This is a genomic window from Pseudomonas sp. B22129, assembly GCF_044218875.1.
GTDB lineage: Bacteria > Pseudomonadota > Gammaproteobacteria > Pseudomonadales > Pseudomonadaceae > Aquipseudomonas.
Genome location: NZ_CP162592.1, coordinates 5734081 through 5759040 on the forward strand (window position 1 = coordinate 5734081; position 24960 = coordinate 5759040).

A 24960-nucleotide genomic window follows, 5' to 3' on the forward strand; every position below is an offset into this window, starting at 1 on the left:
GTTTATTGGCCGGAGAAAATCGGCAGGCGTTTTTCCGTGGACGCACGCAAGGCTTCGGCGCCATCCGCGCTGCGGCCGCACAACAGGCCGGCGGCAAGTTCAGCCTGCAGCTGTTCCGGCAGGCTGCGCGCGGCGCCTTCGCGAATCAGGGTTTTGGTCTGAGCGAAGGCGAAGGTCGGGCCTTTGGCCAGGCGGGAGGCCAATTCGGTGGTGTGCGCGTGCAGTTGATCGTCGGCGACCACTTCGCCCACCAGCCCGGCAGCCAGGGCGCGCTCGGCACTCCATAGTTCGTCGAGGAACAACAGGCGCTTTGCTTGCTCGGTGCCGATCAGGCGCGGCAAGTGCCAGCTGGCACCGGCGTCCGGCGAGTAGGCCATGCCGGTGTAACCGGCCTTGAACCGGGCCGATTGCGCGGCGATACGCAGGTCGCAACACAGGGTCAGGTCCATGCCGGCGCCGACGGCGGTACCGTTGATGGCGGCGAGGGTGGGTTTGTCGAGGGTGTGCAGACGGGTCATCAGGGCGTGGGCGGTTTCGGTCCAGCCGTAGGTTTCCAGGGCGCCACGGGCTTCGGCGTCGGCCCATTCGGTGAGGTCGGCACCGGCGCAGAAACTGCGGCCGCTGGCGGTGAGCACCACGGCGCGCACGGCGGGGTCGACGTTGAACGCGTCGAGCAGACTGTGCAGGTGCTTGAGGGTCGGGATATCCAATGCGTTGCGTTGCGGGCCACGGTTGAGGGTGATCCAGGCAACGCCTGCTGACACTTGGGTGAGCACGGGCGAATCGGTGGTCATGGCGTCCTCGAATTATTTTATTTGGCGTGAGGGGTGCGACACGGCGAGATACTAAACGAGTGTTCAGCAAGGTGGCAATCGGCAAACTGCAAATATTTTCAGAGAGGAAATGCCGGCCCGAACACCGAGAAAGGTGCTTGGGCGCAGATCTCCTGTGGGAGCTGTCGAGCTTTGGCGAGGCTGCGAAGGCGATGGGTCAGGCGACATCTCTGTTGGCCGTGCCGCCGCCTTCGCAGGCAATCCAACTCCCACATTGGATCTTTGTTGCTGCCCAGAAAGGTGCCTGGCGCAGATCTCCTGTGGGAGCTGTCGAGCTTTAGCGAGGCTGCGAAGGCGGTGGCTCAGGCGGCATCTGTGTTGGTAGTGCCGCCGCCTTCGCAGGCAAGCCAGCTACCACATTGGAGCTGTGTTGCCGCCGCGTTCGGCGCGATGGGCAAAGGCTCAGGGCTTGAGCTGGTAGCGCTGGCGGCCGCCGCTTTGCAGGCCATCGACCCAGGCCTCGCAGATCTGGATACCCTGCTCCGGCGTGAAGGTGCCGGGGTTGAGTCCGGACTCCAGCCACAAGCCGTCAAGCAAGGCGCTCAGGCCGATGGCGGCGAGGTCTGCATCGAATTGTTCCCACCCATCTTCCTTCGCCATGTCGGTCAGGGCCGAGCGCATGATGGTGCGGTATTCACCGTAGGAGTGTTCGTGGGCCAGGTTGATGGCGGGCGCCGTCTTGACCGCGCCCCAGAACACCAGCCAGGCGTCCAGCAGTTGCGGGTCGAGCAGTTCCGCGGAAAAGGAACCGCGGAACAATGCCGACAACCGTTCGCGCGGATCCGGCGGCGCTTTGGCCATGGTCTCGCGCAGCAGGTTCATGACCTGCCCGGTGATGGATCGGTAGGCTTCGGCCACCAATTCATCCTTGCCCGAATAGTGGTGGCTGATCAGCCCCACCGACACCCCGGCCTCGGCGCTGATTTTGCGGATCGACGCGCCCTGAAAGCCGTCGCGCTTGAGGCACGTCAACGTCGCCTGCACCAGATTGGCCTTGCGCAATTGCGGATCCATCCGGGAAAACCGGGATTCCTGGGTCATGTGGCGTTTTCCTGCAGTGAGTCGGCAGCCCGACTCTACATCAGTCGCGGTAACCCGGCGACACCCGGTCCAACAAGCGCAGCAAGGCGGACCACGCCAGCTGCATCGCATCCAGGTCCACCAGTTGGCCCTCTTCCACCGGCCGCGCAGGGTTGTTGAATTGTTGTTCGGTGTGGGCGCACACCTCGGCGGATGGCAACACCAGCTTGCCGCAGGCCTGGGCAGCGATCTGGATATCGCAGGCTTTTTCCAGGTAATACATGCGCAGGAAGGCTTCGCTGACGCTCGTGCCCACGGTGAGCAAACCGTGGTTGCGCAGCATCAGCACCGGCTTGTCGCCCAGATCGGCCACCAGCCGTTGTTGCTCATCCATGTCCAGCGCCACGCCCTCGTAATCGTGGTAAGCCACCTTGCCGTAGAACTCCATCGAAATCTGATTCACCGGCAACAGCCCGCACTCCAGCGCGGCCACGGCACAGCCTGCGCGGGTGTGGGTATGCAGTACGCACTGGGCATCCGCGCGCGCGCCGTGAATCGCGCTGTGAATGACAAACCCCGCCGGGTTCACCGCATGGGGCGAGGCTTCCACGGCGCGCCCGTCGAGGCCGATCTTGACCAGGCTGGAGGCGGTGATTTCGTCAAACATCAGCCCGTAAGGGTTGATCAGGAAGTGATGCTCGGGCCCGGGAATGCGCACTGAAATGTGCGTGAAAATCAGGTCACTCATGCGGAAATGGGCGACCAGGCGATAGCAGGCCGCGAGTTCTTCGCGCAGTTGCTGCTCGATGGCACAGGGCATTTTTATTCTCCAGGCACGGGGTGGGTGAAGGCGACGCTAATCCAGACGCCAGTAAAAAAACAAGTTGATTTTTTACTGGCGCTCACCTCCTATAGAAAAACAAAAATAACAGCGCCTGGAGTATTTGCACCATGCCGCCCCATGCCTTTCCTCACCTGTTCGAGCCTCTGACGCTGCGTGGCAAACGCCTGAAAAACCGCATCATGTCGAGCGGGCACGACACCTCGATGCCCACCGACAACCGAGTCAACCCGCAGCTGATTGCCTATCACCGTGCGCGGGCCGAAGGCGGCGTGGGCTTGATTGTGCTGCAAGTGGCCGGGGTGCATGACAGCGCGCGTTATACCTCCCATGTGCTGATGGCCACCGATGACGAATGCATCGCGGGCTACCGTGAACTGGCCGAGGTTTGCCATGCCAACGACACCCTGGTGTTGTCGCAGATCTTCCATCCGGGGCGGGAAATCATGGAGTCTGCCGACGGCTTGCTGGCCGTGGCGTACTCGGCATCCGGGGTTCCCAATGAGCGCTTTCGCGTGATGCCCAGAGCCCTGGACCAAGCGATGATTGACGAGATCGTTGCAGGGTATGCGGCGGCGGCCAGGCGCTTGTATCAGGCAGGAATTGATGGCGTGGAAGTGGTCGCCAGCCACGGGTACTTGCCCGCGCAATTTCTCAATCCAAGGGTCAATCGGCGCGAAGATGGCTACAACGGCAGCCTTGAGAACCGGCTGCGTTTTCTGCGGGAAATCATCGCAGCGGTCAGGGCGCAAACTGACGAAGACTTCATCATCGGCTTGCGTATTTCTGCTGACGAACGCGACGCCGAAGGGCTGACTGAAAGCGAATCGCTGGAGGCGGTTCAGCACCTGCAAACGCAACTGGATTACGTGCATATCGTTGCCGGTACCTCAGCGTCCTTGGGCGGCGCAATCCACATCGTGCCACCCATGGCCGTCGCACCGGCTTACCTGGCGGATGAGGCGGCGCGGTTCAAGGCCAGCCTGTCGATTCCACTGTTTGTCACCGGGCGCATCAACCAGCCTCAAGAAGCCGAACTTATCCTGCAAAGAGGCCAGGCCGACGTCTGCGGCATGACCCGCGCGTTGATCTGCGACCCGCTGATGCCCGCCAAAACGCTTGAAGGCCACGCCGAAGACGTGCGCGCCTGCATCGCCTGCAATCAGGCGTGCATCGGTCACTTTCACAAGGGTCTGCCGATTTCCTGTATCCAGCATCCCGAGACCGGTCGCGAACTGATATTCGGCCAGATACAACCGGCGTTGCAGCGCAAAAAAATCATGGTGGTCGGTGGCGGCCCGGCAGGGATGAAGGCCGCCGCTGTCGCCGCCCAACGCGGGCATGACGTGACGCTGTACGAAGCCAGCGGGCAGCTTGGCGGGCAAGTGTTGCTGGCGCAACTGCTGCCACGGCGCAGCGAGTTCGGCGGCGCCAGTACCAACCTGCAACGCGAGATGGAATTGGCTGGGGTACGCGTGAAGCGTAATACCCGAGTCGACCGCGCTTTGGTGGAGCAGGTGCAACCCGATCATGTGCTCATCGCCACCGGCGCAGAGCCGTACTGGCCTGCTTTCGAGCGAGGCGGCGAGCTGCAGGTGGTGGATGCCTGGCAAGTGCTGCGCGACCCAGTGGCGTTGGGCCGTTCGGTGGTGGTGGTTGACTGGCGTTGCGACTGGATCGGCCCCGGCATTGCCGAACGCCTGGTACGCACCGGCCATCAGGTGCAACTGGCGGTCAACGGCACGCACTGCGGCGAAAACCTGCCGCTGTACGTACGCGATCAACTGGTGGGCGAGCTGCACCGGCTGGGCATTGCGATCATCCCCTATGCGCGTCTATACGGCTGCGACGACACCACCGTCTACCTGCAACACACCGCCAGCGGCGAACCGATGTTGCTGGAGAATATCGACACGCTGGTGTTGTGCCAGGGGCACCAGCCAGTGGACGCTCTTGGCGCGCAGCTGCAAGGCCTGGTGCCTTTCGATCGCATCGGCGATTGCCTGGCGCCGCGCACCGCCGAAGAGGCGATTTATGAAGGACTCAAGGTAGCGTGGAACCTGTGAACGACGAACCCCAGCAGCTGTTTCTCGGCACGCGCATTCGCGGCCTGCGCAAGGCGCGCGGCATGACCTTGACTGACCTGGCGCAAATGAGTGAATTGACCGCCGGTTACCTCAGCCAATTGGAACGCAACCTGGCGTACCCATCGATTCCGGCGCTGTTCAATATCGCCCGCAGCCTTGGCGTGACCATCCAGTGGTTCTTCGCCAGCGAGACCGTTCCGGCCCCGGCGGATGAGGGCTACGTGGTCCGCAAGGGCAACCGCCAAAACATTCGTTATGAAGACGGCATTGTCGACCAGTTGCTCACCCCCCTGCCCAACAACCAGCTGGAAATGCTGCACTCATGCTTTCCACCGGGCACCTACAGCCAGCAGAGTTACAGCCATGACGGCGAGGAAGCGGGCTACGTGTTGAGTGGCCGGTTTGAATTGTGGGTCGGGGAGCGATACTTCCTGCTGGATGAGGGCGACAGTTTCAGCTTCGCCAGCAGTGAACCCCATCGCTATGGCAACCCGGGCGAGGTGGATACGGTGGTGATTTGGGTGATTACGCCGCCGACGTTTTGAGCCGATCGGGCAAATGCAGATGTTTCCTACAGGAACTGGCGATAGCGGCGCGACGGCCATCAGTGGTTAGGGGCTGATTCGCTTGCTATAAAAATGGCTACTTCTTTTTCGGGGTTGTTGCCATGTCATTATTGAATTTTCTGTTTGGGAAGCCGACCCAAAAAGAATGGGATCGGGTAAAGGTCGTCAAGTCACGCAAAACCTGGAAAGTGAATCGCGCCAGTATCAGCCTCGACGCTGCTGAGGTTTTGGAGTCTGAGGGCTACAAGAAAGCCATTTGCCAGGTGCGTAAACTGGAGGCCGATAATTCATGGGGCTGCTGATCGTTTTACCGTTACTGGTCAGCGGTTATCTGGTCTGTATCAAGCACCCGTTTTTCTACTTGCGTCTGCACCGTTTCCAGGGCCAGCTTCTCTATCTGCAAGTAGCAAGACTCGGCATGGTTTGTCTGGTCGCCGCTACACTCGTGAGTGCGACCCTGCTGGCGTTGTCAAAGCAGAAGATCTCAATCCTGGGGTATGAGATCGCCACGGACTACAGCAAATACCTGGGTAGCCTCTTGGTGCAGCTGGACATTGCCAATGACAAAAACTGCGTGCTGTGGGTTTTTATGATGCAAGCCGGGCTAACCGCTTTGGCTATTCCGTTCTTCTGGGCAAAGCTCTACACCCACACGAAGAAGAAAATGCTGGCACTGGAGACGGACGCTCAATTTCATGCACAGCTTTCGTTGGGCCTTCTGGAGGGTACGCCGTTTCGAATGCTGCTCGCAGAATCCATCGGACAATGTGCGCCCTATCTGTTCAGCATGAACGACCGAAAGGTTTATGTCGGTATTGTATTGATCGTCGGCACACCAACGGAATCCGAAGGCATCGACCATGCGCTGACGCTGATTCCCTTGCTCAGCGGATACCGGGACAAGGACACGCTGGAAGTCACTTTTAATACTCAATACACGGAAACAAACCTGCCACTGCCCATTTTGCTGATTCAGGGAAATATCATCTCCGCCACCCGCTTCGACTTCGATACCTGGCGTACTTTCCAATCCCGCAAAAACCGCAAGGCGCGACACAGCCATGTTTACCAACATCGCCCCACGCGCCCTGTAAAAGCCCCACGCGCCTGCGCATGAGGCTACGTCACACCGTCAGTCAAACTTCCAGTTCAACCCCACGCGCAGCATCTGCCCGTCGTTCTTGAACTTGGAGTCGTAGCCAGTACCGGCCCCGCCACTGCCCGGGATTACCGCAACGTTCAGCTTGTCCTGGCCCAGGTCGTAGTACAGGTACTCAGTCTTGAACGACAAGTTCTTGGTGATCGACTGCTCGATCCCCGCGCCCACGGTGTAACCCATTTTGAAGTGGCTCTGGTCGCCGCTGAACTGGGTGTTTCCGGTTGGGCCGAACATGTCGACGCTTTGGCTGGTTTCACCGTAGGCCAAACCGGCGGTGCCGTAGATCAACGTGTGGTCGAAGGCATAACCGAAGCGGCCACGCAGGGTGCCGAGGTATTTGATCTTCGATTCGAATTTGTTGTTCAGCGCCAGATGGGTGTTGAGCTGAGCCGTGCCGATATTGCGGCTGTCCTGCAGGTCGGTGTGGGAGATATCCGCCTCGACACCGGCTACCCACTGGCCGAACTGGTAGTTGTAGCCGATTTGCGCGCCACCGAGCAGGCCGTTACGGTCCAGGTTGACCCGGCCCGGGCGGGCGCCGCCGTTGATGTTGGCGATGTTCGGGGCCGCCTGGCCTTTGGTGTTGACGTCGTCATCGCCGCCAAAACCGTAGCCGGCGCTCAAGCCGCCGTAGAAACCGGTCCAGTCGGTCGGGCCCTCGGACGAATAGGCATCTGCCGCCTGAACCGCCGACGAAGCGGCAACAGTGAGTGCGGTAACGGCCAGTAAACGAGTGATCATGTGAAGCTCCTAAGTTTTTTGGGTGTATGACAGGCACAGCGTTGCCGCACGCCGATGGCTACCGGCGCGAAGCAGAAACTCAAATCAGGGGGTGTCGCTACCGGACCGAGCGGCCCGGCGGGGTACTACTGGCCGAGGAAACGGTAGTCAGCGCTGTAAGGCTCGACGTGCAACTGCCCCGCCTGCTCGCAGGTGCCGCTGAACACCCCGCCCAGGGTGTGCAGGCGCTCAACCGCAACCACCTGCGCCAGGCCGCCTGTGCCCTGGTGTGTCACCACATCCAGACGCAGCAGCGGGATATCTTTCGTACTTTGGCCCGGCGCCTGGGCGGTGACTTTGCCGACGACTGCACTGCGGTCATCCAGCTGCCAGGTCGGCCCGGCGAAGTGCCGGCCGACGGTCTTGCCATTGATTGTCAGCGTGGCCAAAGGTTCGCGAAACTGCCAGGTCAGCTGGCCGCTACTGTCCTTGGCACAGGTGTAGATCTGCACGCCCGTGGCCTGCACCGTCATCAGCACCTTTTTCGCGCCACCGTCAGCAGGCTCCGGCAAATCCTGGGCTTGGGCGCGCTGCGCATCAAACGCACAGATCACCAGCACAATCAGGCCGATCACCTGCAAAACCAGAAGCGCGAGGCGATTGCGGCGCGCCACAACATCAGGGTCAGTGCTGCTCATTTTGCGCCTGCCGGGGGAGGAGTCGAGAAGGGTCTGGTTCATCATTGTGGATCCATCAGTAGTCGATAACAGCTGGTTACCAGCGTCTGCAGGATGAACAACCGACCCGGAGTTTTTATTCCCGACTATTTTCCAACCCTGGCAAAAACGCCTGGTCTACCAGACTTCAACCTTCAGCTCCGGGCGTTGGCTGGCCGGCATCGCCAGCGCCTTGCCGCTGTGCACCACACCATGGCGCGGCGACTCGCGCTTGAGGTTGGGCACCGGTATCCGCCCGCCACCGCGCACGGTTTGCGCACCGTTCATTTGGAACTTGCCGTAGGCAAAGTTCAGCCCCACGCCGTTCTGGCGCTGGAAGTAAATCCACCAGCGCCCTTGCTCGAACTTCATGAAGGCAAAACCGCGTGGGTAGGCGTCTTCGCCGTAGTCGTCAAAGGTCATGGCCGTGGCGAAGCCCAGACCATGGCCATCAAACCGGTTGAGGTATTCCTTGTTCAGGTAGTCGCTGCCGCCTTGCACGTGGAACACCCGGTAGGTGGTGTCGTCAATGTGATCGATCAGGATCGAACAGCCGCTGAAGTCCGGCGTAAACACATAACCGGTCGCGCCTGGGTTGGCCGGGATGTCACAAAAACTGCCCTGAGGCACCCAGTGCCCCATCAGCGGCCGCTCGACCTTGCCGTGCTCGCCTGGCTTGTCCAGGGTGGCCAGCCGATAGCCACCCGCCTTGTGATCATTGACGTCGAACACATTGAGACCGGCCAGCACACTGGTGGGAATACGCTTGGCGGTCATGAAGTGCTGTTGCAGGAAGGTCTTGGTGGATGAAAACTTGTTCATGCACTTTGTCGTCATAAGGGGCTCCAGGCAGGGGAAGAGGCGGACGTCTTGCCGATCCCTGAAAACGCCGTTCGAACATCAGAAGAACACCCTCCTGCGCCGCTTTATTCCATGATTTCACTTAATCGAAATCGGCCTTTTCCATGCAGATAATTGTCTTCGCCCTACCCCCTTCCAGCCGGTAGCCTTCGGCCCTGCGATGCCTTGCGCACGCACGAACACCGGCTGCAAACACAGCATCGGTGCCTGACCCCAAAGTGCTCGATAGATGGCGCCCCCGTGAAGAAACGTTCGATAGCCCTACTCCTTGCCGGCCTGTTCCAGTTTGCGCTGGCTCACGCAGCAACCGCCCCGATTGCGGTGATCGCCTACGCGGAAAAACCGCTGAAGCTGATTCGCGCCACCACGCTTTACACGGTAGGGCCGGGGACGCGACTGCAAGGCGGCGATATTCTGCAAACCGGCGCCGCCGGCATCCAGATCGAAGGCCTTGCGGCAGCTAACCTGGCATTGGGGCCGGACACGCGCATCCTGATCGCCACCAACCGCAAGGACGCACAGATCAACCTGCTCAATGGCTGGCTGAAGCTGCAACCGGTCGCCAGCAACAGCCACGCCAACCTCGCCGTCACCACCGGTGGCCTGGCGTTCACCTTGACCAACAGCGCCAGCGTGATCCACGTGGGCAAGCGCCAGACCGAAATATTTGTCGAAGACGGCAGTCAAGTGGTCAGCGAACTGGACGCCCACGGCAAGACCGACCACAGCGTCACCCTCGGCCATGAAGACTTTGCGCAACGGGTCGGCGACGCGCCGCTGAAGATCGTGCCGCGCCCGGAGCAAGCGTTTATCGACGCCCTGCCCCCGCAGTTTCTTGACCCGCTGGTGCCCCTGGGCAAAAAAACGCCCAAGGCGCCGGAGCCCGTCAAAGAACGTGACGTCACCTACGAAGACATCGCGCCCTGGGTGGTCAGCCCTTTGAACCTGAACCAGCAAATGCTCGCCAGCCGTTTTGCGCCGCGCCTTAACGACCCTGCTTTCCTGCAGGCGGTGAAGGCCAACCGGGGCGGCGTGCTGGCGTGGGAACTGGAATTGCTTCGCCTGGAACGCCGCAAAAATGCGCGCTGATCCTCATCACGCTTGCACCCGAAGGTCCTTATGAAATTGTCGCTCGCGGTTAAATTCAACGTGGTGTTCCTGGCGGTCTTCACCGTCGGGTTTATTGCCACCAGCCTTTCCACCAATTACATGCTGCAACAGAGTGCGCGCCGGGAAACCCTGGAAACCGCGCGCATGCTGATGCGCTCGGCCTCCGCCGCCAGCACCTACACCGCCGAACAGATCGTGCCGTTGCTGGAAAACCGCCTGAAATTCCAGTTCCTGCCGCAGTCGGTGCCGGACTTCGCCGCCATTTCGCACCTGCAGGAACTGCTCAAGTCCTACCCGGACTACGCCTACAAAGAAGCCACGCTCAATCCGACGAACCCACGCGACCTGGCCAACGACTGGGAGAAATCCCTGATCAACAACCTGCGCAGCCAGCCGAAAACCGATGAAATGGTCGGTGAGCGCAATGACGACAAAGGTGCAGCGCTGTACATCGCACGCCCCATCCAGATCAAGGACGGCGCCTGCCTGGCCTGCCACAGCACGCCGGACGCGGCGCCGAAAACCATGGTCGACATCTATGGTGCGGTGAACGGTTTCGGCTGGAAGCTCAACGACACCATCGGCGCGCAACTGGTCACCGTGCCACTCGACCTGCCGCTGCAACGCGCCAGGAGCATGCTGCACAGCTACATGCTGTCGATGCTGGGAATATTTGCGGTGCTGTTCGTGGCCTTGAATGTCGCCGTGCACCTGTTCGTCACGCGGCGCCTGCGGCAGATGTCGGCACTGGCTGACCGGGTCAGCCTGGGTGAAACCGACGTGCCCGAAATGGACGTCAGCGGCAAGGATGAATTGGCGCGCCTGGGCCAGTCCTTCGGTCGCATGCGCACCAGCCTGGTCAGCGCCATGAAGATGCTTGAGGAATAGGTCCGCGATCATGCTTGAACAACTGGGCAAATACCGCATCGACAGCGTGCTCGGCAAAGGCGCCATGGGCACGGTGTACAAAGCGTTCGACCCGAACATCGCACGCACCGTGGCCCTCAAGACCATCCGCAAGGAGCTGTTCGGCGACAGCCAGCACGCCGAGCTGGTCAGCCGTTTCAAGAATGAAGCCCAGGCGGCCGGCCGGCTGATGCACCCCAATATTGTCGGTGTGTATGACTATGGCGAGGACGAAGGCTCGGCCTACATCGCCATGGAGTTTGTCGAAGGTACGCCACTCAATACCGTGCTGGCCGCGCAGACGCCGCGTGAGCTGAGCCACAGCCTGGAATGGATGCGCCAACTGCTGTCGGCGCTGGACTATGCGCACTCCAAAGGTGTGGTGCACCGCGATATCAAGCCGGCCAACCTGCTGATCACGGCTGATGGCAAGGTCAAGGTCACCGACTTCGGTGTAGCGCGCCTGGATTCCTCCACCCTCACCCAAACCGGCTCGATGATCGGTACACCCAGCTACATGTCGCCCGAACAGTTCTGCGGCGAACTGATCGACGGCCGCTCCGACGTGTTTTCCGCCGGCATCGTGCTGTACCAATTGCTGACGGGCGAGCGGCCGTTCTCGGGCTCCGCGACCATGGTCATGCAACAGATCCTCAACCAGACACCCGTGGCGCCGTCGAGCCTGAACCTGGCCCTCGACCCGGCACTCGACGCGGTGATCGTGCGCGCCCTGGCCAAACGCCCCGCCGAACGCTACCCATCGGCCCAGGCGTTTCTCGATGACTTGGAAGCCTTGCTCGGCACGACCACGGGTACGTGGATCAACGCCGAGATCGATGACGACCGCACCGTGCTGATGCGCCCCAACCAGCCACTGAGCAGTGGCGTCACGCCGCTGGCCATGCCCACGGTAGCGATGACCGAGGCGGTAGAAACCCTGACGCCATGGAAGCTGGCGGTGATGCCCGAACTGGAATCGCTGCTGTCCCACCAGATCGGCCCGTTGGCGCGTTTTCTGGTGCGCAAGAGCCTCAACGGCGCGGATGATTTCGGTGCGATTTGCGCGGCGCTGCTGCCGCACATTCCCTCCGAACGCGGCCGCGAACAGTTTGCCAGTGCCAGCCAGTCACTGTTCCAGCGGCTCAACCCGCCGACCGCCGTGCCTGAGCCAACGCCCGTCAGAGACGAACCCACGGCCATCGAGGCCCCCGCCGACCCCACTCATGTCACCCAAGCGGCGCCCGCAGAGATCGACCCTGGCTTTGCGCAGATGGCTGAACGCCGCCTTGCCGAACTGATTGGTCCCATCGCACGAATCATTGTCAGCCGCGCCTTGCGCGCCACGTCCCAGCGCCAGCCGTTCCTGCAGCGGCTGGCCGAGTCGATCGACAGCGAGGCCCTGCGCCTGGCATTCCTCAACAGCTTTGAGCCCCTTCCATGACCGATTCCCCACTCAGCGCCTGCGGGCCCCACTCACTGGCCTCTGCGGTTGCCTATGGGGCCAGTGACGTCGGTTCAGTGCGCCAGAGTAATGAAGACAACTTTCTGGTGGAGCCTGCCTTGGGGCTGTTGGCCGTGGCCGATGGCATGGGCGGCCATGAGGCTGGCGCGCTGGCCAGTGCGCAGGCGTTGATGAGTTTGCGCGAGGCGCTCAAGGCCCATGCGGCCAACCCGGTGAACACCGACGCCGACCCCGACGCCACCTGGTCGGACCCGGACATGCAAGCTGCCAGCCGCCTGCACAACGCCATCGACCAGGTGAACCAGTGCGTCTACCAGCAAAACGTGGCACGCCACATGAGCGAAGGCAGTGGTATGGGCACCACCTTGACCGGCGTGTGGCGCCCCCAGCCCGACGGGCCGCTGCTGGTATTTCACGTCGGCGACAGCCGCCTGTACCGCTACCGCGAAGGCGAATTGAGCCTGCTGACCCGCGACCAGACCTGGTACCAACAGGCCCTGGAAGCCGGCAAGGTGGACCGGCTGCCAGCACGCAACCTGTTATTGCAGGCTATCGGGCCGGGGCCACGGGTCGAGCCGCAAGTCCGTGTGCAACCGGTGCAACCCGGCGACCTGCTGATGCTGTGCAGCGACGGCCTGCACGGCTGTGTGCCGCACCTGGAAATGCTCCAGGTACTGGCCATCGCCCGCCGCGACACGCTGGACGTCGCGTGCCAGCGGCTGGTCGACCTCACCCGCGAATATGCCGGGCGCGATAACGTGACGGTGTTGCTCGGCTGGTTCGACCGCTGATTAACCTCACGGCAACTTGAACGCTTCGTCCACCGGCACGCGGTAACCGGTGGCCAGCCGGTTGGTTTCATTGGCCATGCCCACCACCGCCTGCAGCTCGCCAAACATCGCGTCGGTCATGCCGGCCTTGCGCGCTGCCGCCGTGTGGGATGCGATGCAATACGGGCAGTTGTTGGTCACGCTGACAGCCACGTAGAGCAGCTCTTTGGTCAACGGGTCCAGCGCCCCCGGAGCCATGATTTCCTTGAGGCTGGCCCAGGTGCGGCGCAGGGTCGGCGGATGGGCGGCCAGGCATTTCCAGAAGTTATTCACCTGATCGACCTTGCGCGTTTGCATGATGTCGTCATACACGGCGCGCACTTCAGGGCTGGCATCGGCGTATTCGGTGAGGTGTTGGGTCATGGCGGGTTCCAGGCTGATGGCGGGTGTTCTGAAATACCGCGCAACACCTGTTCAAGGCAAGTGAAGCCGTGGTTTTTTTAGCGCGATTCACACTCGTGACTTCAGGTCAAAAGTCCTTTTCGGGTTCGGCGGTTTTTCCGAAGGAACGACGCGCGGATACTCGACTCCATTGTTCACACCCTTTCAGGAGTTACTGATGTCTACCCCAAACCAAAACATCCCCGCCTTTGGCCTCGGCACCTTTCGCCTGCAAGGCCAAGTGGTGATCGACTCCGTGAGCACCGGCCTGGAGCTGGGCTACCGCGTCATCGACACCGCGCAAATTTACGAGAACGAAGCCGACGTCGGCCAAGCCATTGCCGACAGCGGTGTGCCGCGCAGCGAGTTGTTCATCACCAGCAAAATCTGGATCTCCAATTTCGCAGAAGGCCAGCTGATTCCAAGCCTGAAAGAAAGCCTGCGCAAACTGCAGACCGACTACCTCGACCTCACCCTGATCCACTGGCCATCGCCGGAAGACCAGGTACCCGTCGCCGAGTTCATGGGCCAGCTGCTGGAAGCCAAGCGCCTGGGCCTGACGCGTCAGATCGGCATTTCCAACTTCACAGTCGATTTGATGAAACAGGCAATTGCCGCAGTCGGCGCCGAAAACATCGCCACCAACCAGGTCGAGCTGCACCCCTACCTGCAAAACCGCAAAGTCGTGGATTTCGCCACCGCCAACGGCATCCAGATCACCTCCTACATGACCCTGGCCTATGGCGAAGTACTCAAAGACCCGGTGATCCAGCAAATCGCCGAACGCCATCGGGCAACACCAGCGCAAGTCACCCTGGCATGGGCCATGCAACACGGTTATGCGGTGATTCCGTCTTCGACCAAGCGCGCCAACCTGGAAAGCAACCTCAAGGCCCTGCAACTGACCCTGAGCGCCGCCGACATGGCTCAAATCGACGGCCTGGAGCGCGGCCATCGTTTGACCAGCCCCAAGGGTATCGCGCCGAAATGGGACTAGACCCCGGCTAGCGGTGTGCGGGATAACTCCCGCAACCACGGCAACACCCGCAGGCCCTTGCAGTCCTGGGGTGGATCGATGATGTCCATGAAGTGTTCCAGGTTGACGTTGTCCGGTACCCCAGGCAGGCGCACCAGCACCGTCGGCGTTGCGCCGACGAGTGTACCCGGGTCCAGGTGGTCGTAGAGCAGCACGTGCCGGACCTGGGGCTGCGGCCCACATACTTCGCCCGCCAACCCCGCATTAATAATGAGTACATCGAAAGGTTCGGCCGGAATAGCCGTGAGAATCCGCACCTCTTCGAACGTTTGCACCGGGACAATCCGGTGATACCCCAACCGGTTGAGCATTTTCTCGATGTACAGCCGTTGCAGGTGCTGTTCATCGGCAATCAGGATAGTCAGTGCTTTGTTTGGCATGGCAAACCCCTGGGCAGGCTGTGCTCGTCAGTGAGCGTTGCCCATTCTCCAGACATATCCCGAAGACAAAATCAGGCTTGTTCCCCCTTCATGTAGGCGTTTTCCCAAACCACCCGAACGGCGATCAACCTGCGTCATGCAGATCGCAATAAGCGCTCAAACCACGGTGCAATTCGTCAATCGCCTCATCGACCGCGTCAGCCGCCAAGGCCAGCGCGTCGGGCTCCTGACGTTCGCATGCGTTTTCCAGCGCCTCGCAACAGGTGATTAACGTCTGCGCCTTGATCATTCGTGCTCCGCCCTTCACTCGGTGTGCGAGGTCGTGCAACCCATGAAAAGCGTTCTGATGCAGTAACGACGAGAGTAACGCACGGTCTGCTTGCAGACTCTCGAGCAGCGACGTCAACAGTTCTTTTAACGCGGCGTGGTCGTCTGCGGTCAGCTTGATTAGCGTGCTCAAATCAAACCCTGTTTCAGGCTCACACGGGCCAGCGGTGAGCGAGGCCAGGGCCGAGCGCAAATCATCCAGCCCCGCAGGCTTGAACAGGCAGCCATCCATACCCGCTTGGCGGCAACGTTCAGCTTCCTCCGGTTGCGCATTGGCGGTAAAACCCAGCACCAGGCACGGAACCAGACCTTGCGCTCGCTCATTCGCACGAATTTCCCGCGCCAGGGTGTAGCCATCCTTGAGCGGCATGTTGCAGTCGGTGATGACCACATCAGGCGTCTCGGTTTTCCAGAGCTCAAAGCCCTGCACACCGTCTTCAGCTGTTGTAGTGCGATGCCCCAGGACTTTCAATTGCCGAGCCAGCAATAATCGGTTGGCTTTGTAGTCATCCACCACCAGCACGTCCAACATGCTGGCCGGTGGGACACTCGGGGTAAACGACGCGACTTCCGGCAGCGGCGCAGTCGTCCTGGCCAGTGTCAACCTCACGTCCGTCCGGGTACCCTGCCCCAGCACACTGCTCAAATGCAGTGTCCCGCCCATCATTTCGCACAGGTTGCGGCTGATCACCAACCCTAACCCAGACCCGGTACGCGCCGATTTTTCGGTATTGCTGCCCTGAACAAAAAGATTGAACAGGCGCTTCTGATCTTCAGCACTGATGCCCCTGCCGCTGTCTTCTACCGATAGTTCAACGCTCAGATGGTTGGCATCAGACGACGGCAAACTGCGCCCACCCAACCGCACATACCCCTGGGAGGTAAACTTGATAGCGTTACCCAACAAGTTGGACATCACCTGCTTCAATCGCAAGGGGTCGATCAACACTTGGCAATTCAACAGCGGATCGAGTTCGACCTTCAACGCCAGGCCATTCTCCCGCGCCAGCCCCTCGAATACTCGAGCCAGTGACGCCAGCAATTCGTGCAGGTTGGCCGGCACCGGGCTCAACGACAGATGACCGGACTCGATCCCGGCAATATCAAGAATGTCGGCAATCAAATCCAGCAAACCGCGAGAAGCAACCGAAGCAACCTCCAGGGCATCCAGGTCAATATGCCCCTCCTCGGCGCCTCTGCGGGTCAGTTCGATCATGCCAAGCACCGCATTCATGGGCGTGCGGATTTCGTGACTCATGGTCGCCAGAAAGGTGGTCTTGGCGCGGTTGGCGGCGTCGGCTTCATCCTTGGCCTCTTGCAACTGGCGCAACAGTTGTTGGCGTTCACTCACATCCACCCAACCACCGATCATGCCCACGACGTTTTCATCGCCATCACGGTACGGCAGCATCCAGTGGTAGATCGTCAACACCTTGCCACTCGGCACCTTAAGTAACCGGTCATGAATCAGCGGTTCACCGCGCTCCATCAGCCGCAAATAATCTTCGTGAAATGAACGGGCCTGCGGCGTGTTGCCAGTGTCGGTTTCTATCACCGTCTTGCCGATCACCCCTTCGAGCGTGAAGCCGAACACCTCCAGGTACGCGCTGTTGCAGGCCATCAATCGGCCCTGGCGGTCACGCACATAAATCGGATAAGGCGTGTCGTCGATCAGTACACGCATGAACCGCATCTGGTCGCTCAAGGCCCGCTCGGCCTCGGTACGTTTGCGTATCAGCCTGCGCAGGTAAATCGCCCACCCCAGCGTAATCAACAGCAGTATCGCCGCCAGGCCGAACCCTTGAATGATCGCGTTGCGATGGCGCAGCCAATGGTCTTCGATGACCATGTCCGTGCGCCACGGGCTAATCATCTCGTCCAACTCCTGAGGGGGAATACTTTGCAACCCTTTGTCCAATATGGAGTACAGCTCCAATTGGCCACGGTTGACCCCGAACGTCATACGCGCCGGCTCAGACCCCACGGTACTGGTGACATGCAAGCTGTCTCGGTACTGAAGCGCGATAAGGTAGCGCGCATTGAGCAACGCGTTGACCGCCCCCTCCGCACCGCCATTGGCCACCAGCGCCATGGCCTCCACAGGATTGGCGACCTCGACAAAGTGGATGCCCGGGTAATCGCGATTGATGAGCTCACGCACCGCGTTACCGCGGGGGAGCGCGAGACGTTTGCCGACCATGTCCTCCAGGGTCATCGTGGCCGGGTCATTGACGCGGGTAACCAGTACAAGCGGCGTGCTCAGGTAGGGCCTTGAAAAGCGCACTTGATCGGAGCCTTCGATGCTGGGGGTCACCACGGCCATCATGTCGGCCTTGCCTGTGCTGACCGCGTCAATCTGTGCAGGCATCGAGCCGCCCGAAACAACGTCGAACTTCAACCCCGTACGCAAGCTGATCCGGGACAACACGTCGGCACTCAACCCCTCTTGTTGCCCTTGCGCTGTAAAGGACGACAGCGGCAACATCTGATCGGAAGCGACCACCCTCACGCGGGGGTGCCTCTCCAGCCAGCGCTGCTCACCCATGCTCAAGTGCAGCCGCTCGGCACCGAGCAGCCCCAGATTGCCACCGTTCCAGCGGCGCAGTATTTCCATCTGCTCCTCGGCCGGGATCGCCCTCAGTGCCGTATTGATGATGCGCAGCAACCGCGTGTTGTCACGGCGCACGGCAAAAGCAAAAGAGTTGGACTCCAGCTCGGAAAAGTCGGCTATTTGTACATTGTTGAGGTGGTTGCGGCTGATCTGGTAATTGGCCGTGATTGCGTCGCCCAGATACACGTCCGCCCGGCGAAAGGCAACGGCGGCGATCGCTTCGAAAATGGAGGGAAACAGCTCTACCTGAGCATTGGGGTAGAAGGCCTTGACGACCTCTGGCTGCATGTAGTGATAGAGCATCGCCACACGCTTGCCTGCCAAATCGTCAGTCGGGGACTGGCTGTCGCCCGTGCGAGTGACCAGCACCGGTTGATCATTGGCGTAGGAGCGGGACAGTACGAGCTCCGAGTCAGCGGCCTCAAAGCCGTTGGACGACCCGAGGAGGTCGACTTTCCCCGACTTGAGTGCTTCGATCACTTCGTCGCGGGTGTCGTAGCGTCGCACTTCGACAGCAATGTTCAGCGTCTTGGCAATCAACTGCGCATAATCGGCGGTGATGCCTTCAAAGTCGTCGTTGTTATTGGTCCGTTCAAAGGGGTCGTAATCGGGAGCCGACGCGCCCAACAACAAAACCCGCCGCTCGCGTAGCCAGTGCCAATCAGCGTCCCCAAGCTCCGCGGACTGCCCGTTGAAGCTGGAGTGCCCCAGCAAATTCAGAGTGCGAGGTTCATCGAGGGCCATCGCCGCCATCGGCAACAGGCCCATCAGCAGGGTAATCAGGCACTGTCGAAACCGGACAATGACCATGTTGAGTCAGATCAGCCCGTTACGCTTGGCAAACTCCGCCATATGAACCACGGAATCTATATTCAACTTCTCTTTAAGCCGCGTCCTGTAGGTACTGATGGTTTTGTGGCTCAGCAACATGTTCAGGGCAATGGCGTTATTGCCAAACCCCAGCGCAAGCATGATCAACACCGCCAGTTCGCGGTCTGAAAGCGATGCCACCAACTTCCTCTCAGTAGCTTCCAAGTCGTCACGGCGCACGGAACTGGTCGATAAGCTGGGGAAACAACTGTAGTTGGACATCACCGCCTTGATCGCCTTTTGCAGCTCGTCTAACTCACCGGTCTTGGAAACGAACCCCATGGCACCGGCACGCATACAGCGTGTTGAATAAAAATCTGCACGGTACGACGTCAGTACCAGAATTTTGCATGGCAAGCCCAACGCCTTGACACGGCTTATCACCTCCAGCCCATCCAGTTTCGGGATAGCCAAGTCGAGAAGCATCAGGTCCGGGCGCCACTCTCTCGCCTTCTGCACGGCATCCGCACCATTACCCGCCTCTTCAATCTCGGTGAACCCTTCCAACCTCAACAAATGTTTGACGGTGGCGCGCAGAAACGGATGGTCATCGACTACTAACACTTTGCTCATAAAACTTCCCAAAGAGGACAGATACCCTTGCACATCACATGGGACACAGGTACCTGTAAGAAATGACAGTTCCGACCGGCGGCACTGCACCCTCTCAGAACAACAGTCAGGCTGCGCCTGGTCCCTTCGATTGAACATCATGTTGAACGCCTACAGCTAAACGGTTGCCACCGGCTAGCTGGAAGCGCGCAACGTTAACAACGAAATGACGTTCAAGCCGAAGGGAAAGTCCCGACTTGATGTAGGATTTATCCGAGCAAAAAGAGCATTGATCCAGCGTCCGACCACGCTTGGCGCAAGCCGGCTAGTCCGTTGTGCTCGGGCTCCAGAACGCCTGCACCACCAGCGTTGACGTGGAAATACGCGCCACCAGCGCATCCAGTTCATCGCCGTCCACCGACGTGGCAGCCAGGGTGGCCTCGATCTCCACCTCTTCGCTGCCGAACGGCCGTACGTCCACATCGCTGGCCGGGTAGTTGCAGCGCGCCAGCTCGGCTTCCAGCAACACCATGACTGCTTGTTGCTGGGTACGCCGGGCTATCACATAGAGGATGTTGGTCACCTCCGCCGACACCACGTCCAACGGCTGGCGGTTGATGTTATTCACGATCGGCCGCAGCAACGTGTTGGCCGCCAGCACAAACAATGTGCCCAGCAGGGCTTCGAGAATCAGGTCGGCACCGGCGCAGGCCCCCACCGCCGCCGAGGCCCACAAGGTGGCGGCGGTGTTGAGCCCACGCACATTGCCCTCTTCGCGCATGATCACGCCGGCCCCCAGAAAGCCGATGCCGGAGACCACATACGCGACCACCCGCACCGCACCTTCCGCACCGCCAAGGCGGTTGGCCATGTCGACAAAAATCGCCGCACCTACCGCCACCAGCACGTTGGTGCGCAAGCCCGCCGTACGCTGGCGGTATTGACGTTCGAAACCGATCAGGCCACCGAGAATAAACGCGGCGGTGAGGCTGACCACGGTGTCGACCAGGGAATTGAGGTTGATGTTGTTGATGGCTTGCATGGGAAGTCTCCTTGAGTGCAGCAGCAAGCTGATTACACGGAAGAACCATCAGGCAGGCGTGTCCATGGCACCCCGGTGAGATCCGGGTGCCTGTCAGCGTCGATGAGAGGGATTCGGGCAGGTGCCAGGGCTGGCCGCTGCCGGGATGCCGCTTCTCGCTTTGTAAGGCGAGACAACGGCATCGAAAGAATGCGCGTTACCTTGCCAAGTTGGTGCCGGTTACCGAAACCGGCCGACGACTGTCACTCGAACAAGTACCCACTGAGGGACTCCGCTATTAATGAAAACGCGCGAAGCTTACGCTTCGATGACAAGCGAGTAAACCGTAGGAAATTTACTCGCCAGGATTAGGACGATTCTTCAGGGCAGGTTCAGAAACTGATTTATTGAACTCGCTGCTGGCCAAATGTGGGAGCGGGCTTGCTCGCGAAGGCGGTGGGTCAGTTGAAAAATGTGTAACTGACACACCGCCTTCGCGAGCAAGCCCGCTCCCACAAGAGATCGGCGGATATTCACGGCTACAGCGCTAGTCGATCCCGTTCGACCAACGCCAGGTACTCATCAACTTGCCCACCGGCCAGCGCCTTGACCTGAATCGACACCGTATTTACCTGCCGCCCCATGGTGATCCCTTCCCGCGTACGCACTTGCACATACCCAAGCTTGGGCCAAAAGCGCTCGGCTTTGGTGTTGCCAACCACAACCGTCAGCCGCAACCAGCGCGCGCCCTTCTCTGCCGCCCAGACCTCAAGGTCCGCATGCAACCGCCTCGCAAGCCCGGTTCCATGAAGACGCGTGTGCACCAGCAACAACCCGATATGCCAGACCCCGGCTGCCAGCAAGTCAGCCGCGATATTGATCACTGCGGCCAGGCGCCCCTCGACGTCGCGATAACCCAGCCAATACATCCGGCTGCAACGCCAGCCTGCGGGCAGATAGCCCTGCAATTCTGCCTGCGCTTCGGCAGGCCCGGCAGGCTCGCCGTTGACCGCGATGAAATACGCCGGCGCCTGATCAAAAAACTGCTGCAGCTGGGGCGCATCGCCGGCATGCAACTCAACCACCTCAATGCCCTCGACGGAGCAGCCCGGCAACACCTGTGAATCAACGTCCATGTTTGCAAATCCTCAATCGTCGCGCGTGAGTACTTCCAGCAACTCGATTTCAAAGCGCAAATGGCTGTTGGGCGTGATATGCGCGCCCATCGAGCGCTCGCCATACGCCAAATGCGCCGGCACAAACAGTGTGCGCACGCCGCCCACCTGCATGCCCATCAAGCCCTGGTCCCACCCCTTGATCACGCGCCCGGTACCGATCACACACTGGAATGGCTTGCCGCGTTCCCAGGACGAATCGAATACGGTGCCGTCCTCCAGGGTGCCGGTGTATTGGGTGGTAATCAGCGCGCCCTTGACCACGGCTTTGCCGTCGCCTACGCGGATGTCAGTGATCTGGAGTTCGTCGCTGCTCATGGGGTTCTCGTTGAATGCACAAAGGCTGGGGTTTTCCCAGAAACGTGTGGGTTTGGCAAGCACCGGAATCAAGCTCGATCGGTGGGCTCTTGTGGTGAGCGGCAATCTTTAGAGCCAATGCCAGAACCGGCTCCAGAAGCCCCTCCCCAAATCATCCTTGCACCCCGCATATTGCGCCGCATACATCTGCGAACGCGCCTGCACCTTGCTGGCCACCGGCGGCAGCCAGGCTTTGGCGGCATAGGTGCGCTGGCGATAGCCGCCCCAGCCTTCGTGGTAGTTCAGGTATTGGCCGTAGGCGTCGTATTTGTAGACACCGTTGATGGTGTAGGTCTTGTCCATGTACCAGCCGACAAAATCGATGGCGTCGTCGAAGTCTTGGCGGCTGGCGCCGGTGCGGCCGGTGCTTTTCTGGTAGTCCTTCCACACTTCATCCTTGGCCTGGGCGTAGCCGGCGGCCGTCGAGACACGGCCCCAGGGGATGATCCATAGCAGGTATTTGCGCGGGGTCAAGGCGTTCTGACGAAAGCCGGATTCCTGATACATGATGGCGAACGGCACCTGAATCGGCACGCCCCAGCGCTTTTGCGTGACCTTGGCGGCGTCGTACCAGTCGTCCTTTTCACGGAAGATCCCGCAGATGTCGTTTGGCGTGCGTGGTGGCGAGGTGCCGCACGCCGCCAACACAGAGGTGAGTAACAACAAACCGACGGCTTTGCCTGCGCTCAAGGGGCACCTTTGCGTGATACGCGTAAAAAGCCGGCATTTTACGCGTTCACGGGGGCGGATGCCGAATGGTCATCCGTGTTTTTTGATGACGGCCGTGACTTCCAGCTCCAACAGGCCGCCACTGGGCAGCCCCGCCACGCCGACGGCCGAGCGTGCATGGCGGCCCTGCTCGCCAAATACGTCGATGAACACTTGCGATGCACCGTCGACGACGGTGGAAAAGTGCTGAAAGCCCTCCCCGCCGTACACAAACCCGCGCACAAACAAAATGCGCTCGACGTTCTCCAACCCCACCCCATGGTCCAGCACACTCAAGGCCCGCAACGCACAGATCCGACCGGCTTGCACGATCAACTCCGGCGAAGTCTGGTCCGTCACCGGGCCACTGATGACGCCCTCACCCACCCGGCATACCTGGCCGCTCACGTACGCCACACCACCGTGAATCGTCACCGGCACATAGTCGCCCTTGGGCCTCGGGGTCTCAGGCAATGTCAGCCCCAAGGTGCTGATCTTTTCGCGAATGTTCATGCATGCCCCTCGGCAAACTCCACAGGCCCGCCCAGCCAGCAGCCCTGCACCTGCCCAGCTTCATCGTGGCGAAAACGCAGGGAAATCTGCGAAGGCCGGCCCATGGCGCGACCCTGGCGGATGTGCACCGGGCGCTCATCAGCCGTGACCAACTCATTTTCCAACAGGCCAAACGCCAAGGCTGCCGCCGCGATACCCGTGGCGGCGTCTTCGGGGTAGCCCGAAGACTTGGGAAATTGCCGCGCATCGAACTGGCGGCCCTCAAGGTCCGACGGCGCGTAGGGGTACAAACCGGTGGAGCCAATGCGCTCGCACAGTTGCTCCATGCGCCGATAATCCGGTTTGAGGCCGTCGAGCACCGCCACGCTCTTGAGCGCGATCAGGGTTTTGACGCGGCTGGTGCAGGCGTTCTGAATCGGCAGTGGCGCCAGCTCGTTGGAGGTGATGCCCAGCACCGAAAGAATCTCGGCTTCCACTTCAGGATCGCTCAGGGTTTCAACCCGGCCTTTGGGCTGGCTGATCTCCACCTGAATCTGCGGCGTACCCGCGTCAGTCACTCGCGCATCAACGCGCCCGCTTTGGGTCCACAGCGCCAGGCGGTCCTTGTGCAACATGCCCAGTTGGTCGAGCAGCCACACCGCGCCGACCGTGGCGTGGCCGCACATTTCCATCTCATGGTTGGGCACCCAGAAACGCAGGGCAAAATCAAACTCGCTGCCGGCCGGTGCGGCAAAGACAAAGCCGCATTCATGCCCGTAATCCCGGGCGACCTGCTGCATATCCGCGTCGCTCATGCCATCTGCCACGGCCACGGTAGGCGCCGGGTTGCCGCCACGAGACGTGGCGGGAAATACATTGACCAGGTGAACCTCGGGCGTCATTTCGCCTCTCCCTTGAGGGTGGAAACAGTCGGCGCCACGGCGTCGACGATGGCATTGGTGTAGACCTGCTGCGGGTCGAGTGACACAGGGTCATTCTCGACGGCGTTCATGAAGCTGATGTTCTTCTCGATACCGTCCCGTTCCACACGCGGCGTGGCCGGGTAGGACGGCAGCGAAGCGGTCCAGGCCGCATTGAAAATGGCCTCGTCGGTGTGCGCAAAGTACGGGCGCACCGACTCACGGGCCTTCTGCGGGTCAGCGGCGATCAAGTGCTCGGCCTTCCACAAGGCACGCACCAGTTTCTCGGCCGTCGCCTTGTTGCTGCTCAGCCAGTCTTCGCGGGCAATCATCGCCGTGAAAAGGAAACCGTCCAACGGTTTGTACTCGCCTTTGGCCAGGTCCATCAGCACAAAACCGCCTTGTTTCTCAGCCGTCGTGATGGTCGGCGGCGACAGCGAGAAGCCATTGATGCTGCCTTGGGAAAATGCCGCCAACATATTCGGCGCACCGCCGACCGGCATGATGGTGAAATCTTTATCGGGGTTCAAACCGGCGTCCTTGGCCAGGTAACGCACCAGCATATCGGTGGTGCTGCCGGGGCCGGTGACGCCGATTTTCAAGCCTTTGAGGGCCTGGGCACGGGCTGCCAATGGCGAGGTGGCCGTCACACCGGCCTTGCGCGCCGATTCACCGTCAATCACCACGGTGCTGCCGAACTGGGTTTGCACGGCGGCGAAGGCCTGCACGTTCTGGCCTTTAGTGCGCGCACGCACCGCCACGGCAGGCAGCCCGACGTAGGCATCGGCGTCGCGGCCGAGCACCGCCGTCAGCGCCGCCGAGCCACCTTTTTGGAACACGATCACTTCCACATTCAGGCCTTCCTCGGCGAAGTAGCCCTGCTTCTGCGCCACATAAATCGGCACATACAAGAAGCCTTCACTGGGGAATGCGAGGGTCACCTTGGTCAAATCCTGAGCCTGGGCGGCGGGTAAAACGCACGCGCACAACAGGCTGGCAATCACGAGACGCTTAAGCAT

At 60.7% G+C, this 24960-nt stretch carries 26 protein-coding genes; 9 read left to right on the forward strand and 17 right to left on the reverse strand.

Going from position 1 to position 24960, the window contains the following annotated elements:
• Positions 1 to 2: 2 nt before the first annotated feature.
• The 3 genes from AB4P94_RS25935 to AB4P94_RS25945 all read right to left on the reverse strand — a co-directional run bounded on the left by AB4P94_RS25935 (position 3) and on the right by AB4P94_RS25945 (position 2673).
• A complete protein-coding gene (locus tag AB4P94_RS25935; protein ID WP_395608139.1) occupies positions 3 to 794 on the reverse strand; it encodes an enoyl-CoA hydratase/isomerase family protein in 792 nt (263 codons plus the stop codon).
• Between the two features lie 441 nt (positions 795 to 1235).
• Positions 1236 to 1874, reverse strand: coding sequence for a TetR family transcriptional regulator C-terminal domain-containing protein (locus AB4P94_RS25940; protein WP_395608140.1), 639 nt, complete (start codon positions 1872 to 1874; stop codon positions 1236 to 1238).
• A 40-nt stretch (positions 1875 to 1914) separates the two neighbouring features.
• On the reverse strand, positions 1915 to 2673 hold the full coding sequence (locus AB4P94_RS25945; RefSeq protein ID WP_395608141.1) for a class II aldolase/adducin family protein: 759 nt from the start codon (positions 2671 to 2673) through the stop codon (positions 1915 to 1917).
• A gap of 131 nt (positions 2674 to 2804) precedes the next feature.
• On the opposite strand from AB4P94_RS25945, the gene AB4P94_RS25950 reads away from it, so the two are divergent.
• The 4 genes from AB4P94_RS25950 to AB4P94_RS25965 all read left to right on the forward strand — a co-directional run bounded on the left by AB4P94_RS25950 (position 2805) and on the right by AB4P94_RS25965 (position 6464).
• Entirely contained in the window at positions 2805 to 4760 is a 1956-nt protein-coding gene (locus AB4P94_RS25950; RefSeq protein ID WP_395608142.1) for an FAD-dependent oxidoreductase, read from the forward strand.
• Positions 4748 to 5326 (forward strand): helix-turn-helix domain-containing protein, encoded by a 579-nt coding sequence (locus AB4P94_RS25955; protein WP_395608143.1) that lies wholly within the window; start codon positions 4748 to 4750, stop codon positions 5324 to 5326. The genes AB4P94_RS25950 and AB4P94_RS25955 overlap by 13 nt, the downstream gene beginning before the upstream one ends.
• 122 nt (positions 5327 to 5448) lie before the next feature.
• Complete coding sequence (locus AB4P94_RS25960) at positions 5449 to 5649, forward strand: hypothetical protein (protein ID WP_395608144.1); 201 nt, start codon at positions 5449 to 5451, stop codon at positions 5647 to 5649.
• Positions 5637 to 6464 carry a hypothetical protein gene (locus AB4P94_RS25965; protein ID WP_395608145.1) on the forward strand — a complete coding sequence of 276 codons (828 nt, stop codon included), beginning with the start codon at positions 5637 to 5639 and terminating at the stop codon, positions 6462 to 6464. The genes AB4P94_RS25960 and AB4P94_RS25965 overlap by 13 nt, the downstream gene beginning before the upstream one ends.
• Before the next feature lie 15 nt (positions 6465 to 6479).
• Here AB4P94_RS25965 and AB4P94_RS25970 read toward each other — a convergent pair whose 3' ends face one another.
• The 3 genes from AB4P94_RS25970 to AB4P94_RS25980 all read right to left on the reverse strand — a co-directional run bounded on the left by AB4P94_RS25970 (position 6480) and on the right by AB4P94_RS25980 (position 8764).
• Positions 6480 to 7247 carry an outer membrane protein gene (locus tag AB4P94_RS25970; RefSeq protein WP_395608146.1) on the reverse strand — a complete coding sequence of 256 codons (768 nt, stop codon included), beginning with the start codon at positions 7245 to 7247 and terminating at the stop codon, positions 6480 to 6482.
• A gap of 125 nt (positions 7248 to 7372) precedes the next feature.
• Positions 7373 to 7966, reverse strand: coding sequence for a DUF3455 domain-containing protein (locus tag AB4P94_RS25975; RefSeq protein WP_395608147.1), 594 nt, complete (start codon positions 7964 to 7966; stop codon positions 7373 to 7375).
• 114 nt (positions 7967 to 8080) lie between these two features.
• Positions 8081 to 8764 (reverse strand): hypothetical protein, encoded by a 684-nt coding sequence (locus AB4P94_RS25980; protein ID WP_395608148.1) that lies wholly within the window; start codon positions 8762 to 8764, stop codon positions 8081 to 8083.
• Between the two features lie 279 nt (positions 8765 to 9043).
• On the opposite strand from AB4P94_RS25980, the gene AB4P94_RS25985 reads away from it, so the two are divergent.
• From AB4P94_RS25985 to AB4P94_RS26000, 4 genes are read left to right on the forward strand one after another with little or no spacing between them, the layout of a single operon-like run.
• Positions 9044 to 9892, forward strand: a complete 849-nt coding sequence (locus tag AB4P94_RS25985; RefSeq protein WP_395608149.1) for a hypothetical protein — start codon at positions 9044 to 9046, stop codon at positions 9890 to 9892.
• A gap of 30 nt (positions 9893 to 9922) precedes the next feature.
• Positions 9923 to 10801 carry a DUF3365 domain-containing protein gene (locus tag AB4P94_RS25990; protein ID WP_395608150.1) on the forward strand — a complete coding sequence of 293 codons (879 nt, stop codon included), beginning with the start codon at positions 9923 to 9925 and terminating at the stop codon, positions 10799 to 10801.
• Between the two features lie 10 nt (positions 10802 to 10811).
• A complete protein-coding gene (locus AB4P94_RS25995; RefSeq protein WP_395608151.1) occupies positions 10812 to 12260 on the forward strand; it encodes a serine/threonine-protein kinase in 1449 nt (482 codons plus the stop codon).
• A complete protein-coding gene (locus AB4P94_RS26000) occupies positions 12257 to 13072 on the forward strand; it encodes a PP2C family protein-serine/threonine phosphatase (protein WP_395608152.1) in 816 nt (271 codons plus the stop codon). The genes AB4P94_RS25995 and AB4P94_RS26000 overlap by 4 nt, the downstream gene beginning before the upstream one ends.
• 6 nt (positions 13073 to 13078) lie before the next feature.
• Here AB4P94_RS26000 and AB4P94_RS26005 read toward each other — a convergent pair whose 3' ends face one another.
• Positions 13079 to 13474 (reverse strand): carboxymuconolactone decarboxylase family protein, encoded by a 396-nt coding sequence (locus AB4P94_RS26005; RefSeq protein ID WP_395608153.1) that lies wholly within the window; start codon positions 13472 to 13474, stop codon positions 13079 to 13081.
• 196 nt (positions 13475 to 13670) lie between these two features.
• On the opposite strand from AB4P94_RS26005, the gene dkgB reads away from it, so the two are divergent.
• On the forward strand, positions 13671 to 14489 hold the full coding sequence (gene dkgB / locus AB4P94_RS26010; protein WP_395608154.1) for a 2,5-didehydrogluconate reductase DkgB: 819 nt from the start codon (positions 13671 to 13673) through the stop codon (positions 14487 to 14489).
• Here dkgB and AB4P94_RS26015 read toward each other — a convergent pair.
• From AB4P94_RS26015 to AB4P94_RS26060, 10 genes are all read right to left on the reverse strand, one after another.
• Positions 14486 to 14908 carry a chemotaxis protein CheY gene (locus AB4P94_RS26015; protein ID WP_395608155.1) on the reverse strand — a complete coding sequence of 141 codons (423 nt, stop codon included), beginning with the start codon at positions 14906 to 14908 and terminating at the stop codon, positions 14486 to 14488. The two genes, dkgB and AB4P94_RS26015, sit on opposite strands and share 4 nt — an antisense overlap.
• 124 nt (positions 14909 to 15032) lie before the next feature.
• Entirely contained in the window at positions 15033 to 18656 is a 3624-nt protein-coding gene (locus AB4P94_RS26020; RefSeq protein WP_395608156.1) for a transporter substrate-binding domain-containing protein, read from the reverse strand.
• Between the two features lie 6 nt (positions 18657 to 18662).
• Positions 18663 to 19289: a response regulator gene (locus AB4P94_RS26025; protein WP_395608157.1), complete on the reverse strand. Its 627-nt coding sequence runs from the start codon at positions 19287 to 19289 to the stop codon at positions 18663 to 18665.
• Positions 19290 to 19593: 304 nt separating this feature from the next.
• Positions 19594 to 20310 (reverse strand): MgtC/SapB family protein, encoded by a 717-nt coding sequence (locus AB4P94_RS26030; protein ID WP_016968793.1) that lies wholly within the window; start codon positions 20308 to 20310, stop codon positions 19594 to 19596.
• A 518-nt stretch (positions 20311 to 20828) separates the two neighbouring features.
• Positions 20829 to 21425, reverse strand: coding sequence for a GNAT family N-acetyltransferase (locus tag AB4P94_RS26035; RefSeq protein ID WP_395608158.1), 597 nt, complete (start codon positions 21423 to 21425; stop codon positions 20829 to 20831).
• Positions 21426 to 21437: 12 nt separating this feature from the next.
• A complete protein-coding gene (locus AB4P94_RS26040) occupies positions 21438 to 21782 on the reverse strand; it encodes an FKBP-type peptidyl-prolyl cis-trans isomerase (protein WP_395608159.1) in 345 nt (114 codons plus the stop codon).
• A gap of 108 nt (positions 21783 to 21890) precedes the next feature.
• Positions 21891 to 22511 (reverse strand): transglycosylase SLT domain-containing protein, encoded by a 621-nt coding sequence (locus tag AB4P94_RS26045; protein ID WP_395608160.1) that lies wholly within the window; start codon positions 22509 to 22511, stop codon positions 21891 to 21893.
• Positions 22512 to 22580: 69 nt separating this feature from the next.
• Positions 22581 to 23042, reverse strand: coding sequence for a RidA family protein (locus AB4P94_RS26050; RefSeq protein WP_395608161.1), 462 nt, complete (start codon positions 23040 to 23042; stop codon positions 22581 to 22583).
• Positions 23039 to 23923: a PhzF family phenazine biosynthesis protein gene (locus AB4P94_RS26055; protein ID WP_395608162.1), complete on the reverse strand. Its 885-nt coding sequence runs from the start codon at positions 23921 to 23923 to the stop codon at positions 23039 to 23041. The genes AB4P94_RS26050 and AB4P94_RS26055 overlap by 4 nt, the downstream gene beginning before the upstream one ends.
• Positions 23920 to 24960 (reverse strand): ABC transporter substrate-binding protein, encoded by a 1041-nt coding sequence (locus AB4P94_RS26060; RefSeq protein ID WP_395608163.1) that lies wholly within the window; start codon positions 24958 to 24960, stop codon positions 23920 to 23922. Before AB4P94_RS26060 ends, AB4P94_RS26055 begins: the two co-directional genes overlap by 4 nt.

Coding starts and splice junctions, on each gene's coding strand:
- AB4P94_RS25935 (WP_395608139.1), bottom strand. CDS start 794: ATGACCACCGATTCGCCCGTGCTCACCCAAGTGTCAGCAGGCGTTGCC.
- AB4P94_RS25940 (WP_395608140.1), bottom strand. CDS start 1,874: ATGACCCAGGAATCCCGGTTTTCCCGGATGGATCCGCAATTGCGCAAG.
- AB4P94_RS25945 (WP_395608141.1), bottom strand. CDS start 2,673: ATGCCCTGTGCCATCGAGCAGCAACTGCGCGAAGAACTCGCGGCCTGC.
- AB4P94_RS25950 (WP_395608142.1), top strand. CDS start 2,805: ATGCCGCCCCATGCCTTTCCTCACCTGTTCGAGCCTCTGACGCTGCGT.
- AB4P94_RS25960 (WP_395608144.1), top strand. CDS start 5,449: ATGTCATTATTGAATTTTCTGTTTGGGAAGCCGACCCAAAAAGAATGG.
- AB4P94_RS25965 (WP_395608145.1), top strand. CDS start 5,637: ATGGGGCTGCTGATCGTTTTACCGTTACTGGTCAGCGGTTATCTGGTC.
- AB4P94_RS25970 (WP_395608146.1), bottom strand. CDS start 7,247: ATGATCACTCGTTTACTGGCCGTTACCGCACTCACTGTTGCCGCTTCG.
- AB4P94_RS25975 (WP_395608147.1), bottom strand. CDS start 7,966: ATGAACCAGACCCTTCTCGACTCCTCCCCCGGCAGGCGCAAAATGAGC.
- AB4P94_RS25980 (WP_395608148.1), bottom strand. CDS start 8,764: ATGAACAAGTTTTCATCCACCAAGACCTTCCTGCAACAGCACTTCATG.
- AB4P94_RS25990 (WP_395608150.1), top strand. CDS start 9,923: ATGAAATTGTCGCTCGCGGTTAAATTCAACGTGGTGTTCCTGGCGGTC.
- AB4P94_RS25995 (WP_395608151.1), top strand. CDS start 10,812: ATGCTTGAACAACTGGGCAAATACCGCATCGACAGCGTGCTCGGCAAA.
- AB4P94_RS26000 (WP_395608152.1), top strand. CDS start 12,257: ATGACCGATTCCCCACTCAGCGCCTGCGGGCCCCACTCACTGGCCTCT.
- AB4P94_RS26005 (WP_395608153.1), bottom strand. CDS start 13,474: ATGACCCAACACCTCACCGAATACGCCGATGCCAGCCCTGAAGTGCGC.
- dkgB (WP_395608154.1), top strand. CDS start 13,671: ATGTCTACCCCAAACCAAAACATCCCCGCCTTTGGCCTCGGCACCTTT.
- AB4P94_RS26015 (WP_395608155.1), bottom strand. CDS start 14,908: ATGCCAAACAAAGCACTGACTATCCTGATTGCCGATGAACAGCACCTG.
- AB4P94_RS26020 (WP_395608156.1), bottom strand. CDS start 18,656: ATGGTCATTGTCCGGTTTCGACAGTGCCTGATTACCCTGCTGATGGGC.
- AB4P94_RS26025 (WP_395608157.1), bottom strand. CDS start 19,289: ATGAGCAAAGTGTTAGTAGTCGATGACCATCCGTTTCTGCGCGCCACC.
- AB4P94_RS26030 (WP_016968793.1), bottom strand. CDS start 20,310: ATGCAAGCCATCAACAACATCAACCTCAATTCCCTGGTCGACACCGTG.
- AB4P94_RS26035 (WP_395608158.1), bottom strand. CDS start 21,425: ATGGACGTTGATTCACAGGTGTTGCCGGGCTGCTCCGTCGAGGGCATT.
- AB4P94_RS26040 (WP_395608159.1), bottom strand. CDS start 21,782: ATGAGCAGCGACGAACTCCAGATCACTGACATCCGCGTAGGCGACGGC.
- AB4P94_RS26050 (WP_395608161.1), bottom strand. CDS start 23,042: ATGAACATTCGCGAAAAGATCAGCACCTTGGGGCTGACATTGCCTGAG.
- AB4P94_RS26055 (WP_395608162.1), bottom strand. CDS start 23,923: ATGACGCCCGAGGTTCACCTGGTCAATGTATTTCCCGCCACGTCTCGT.
- AB4P94_RS26060 (WP_395608163.1), bottom strand. CDS start 24,960: ATGCTTAAGCGTCTCGTGATTGCCAGCCTGTTGTGCGCGTGCGTTTTA.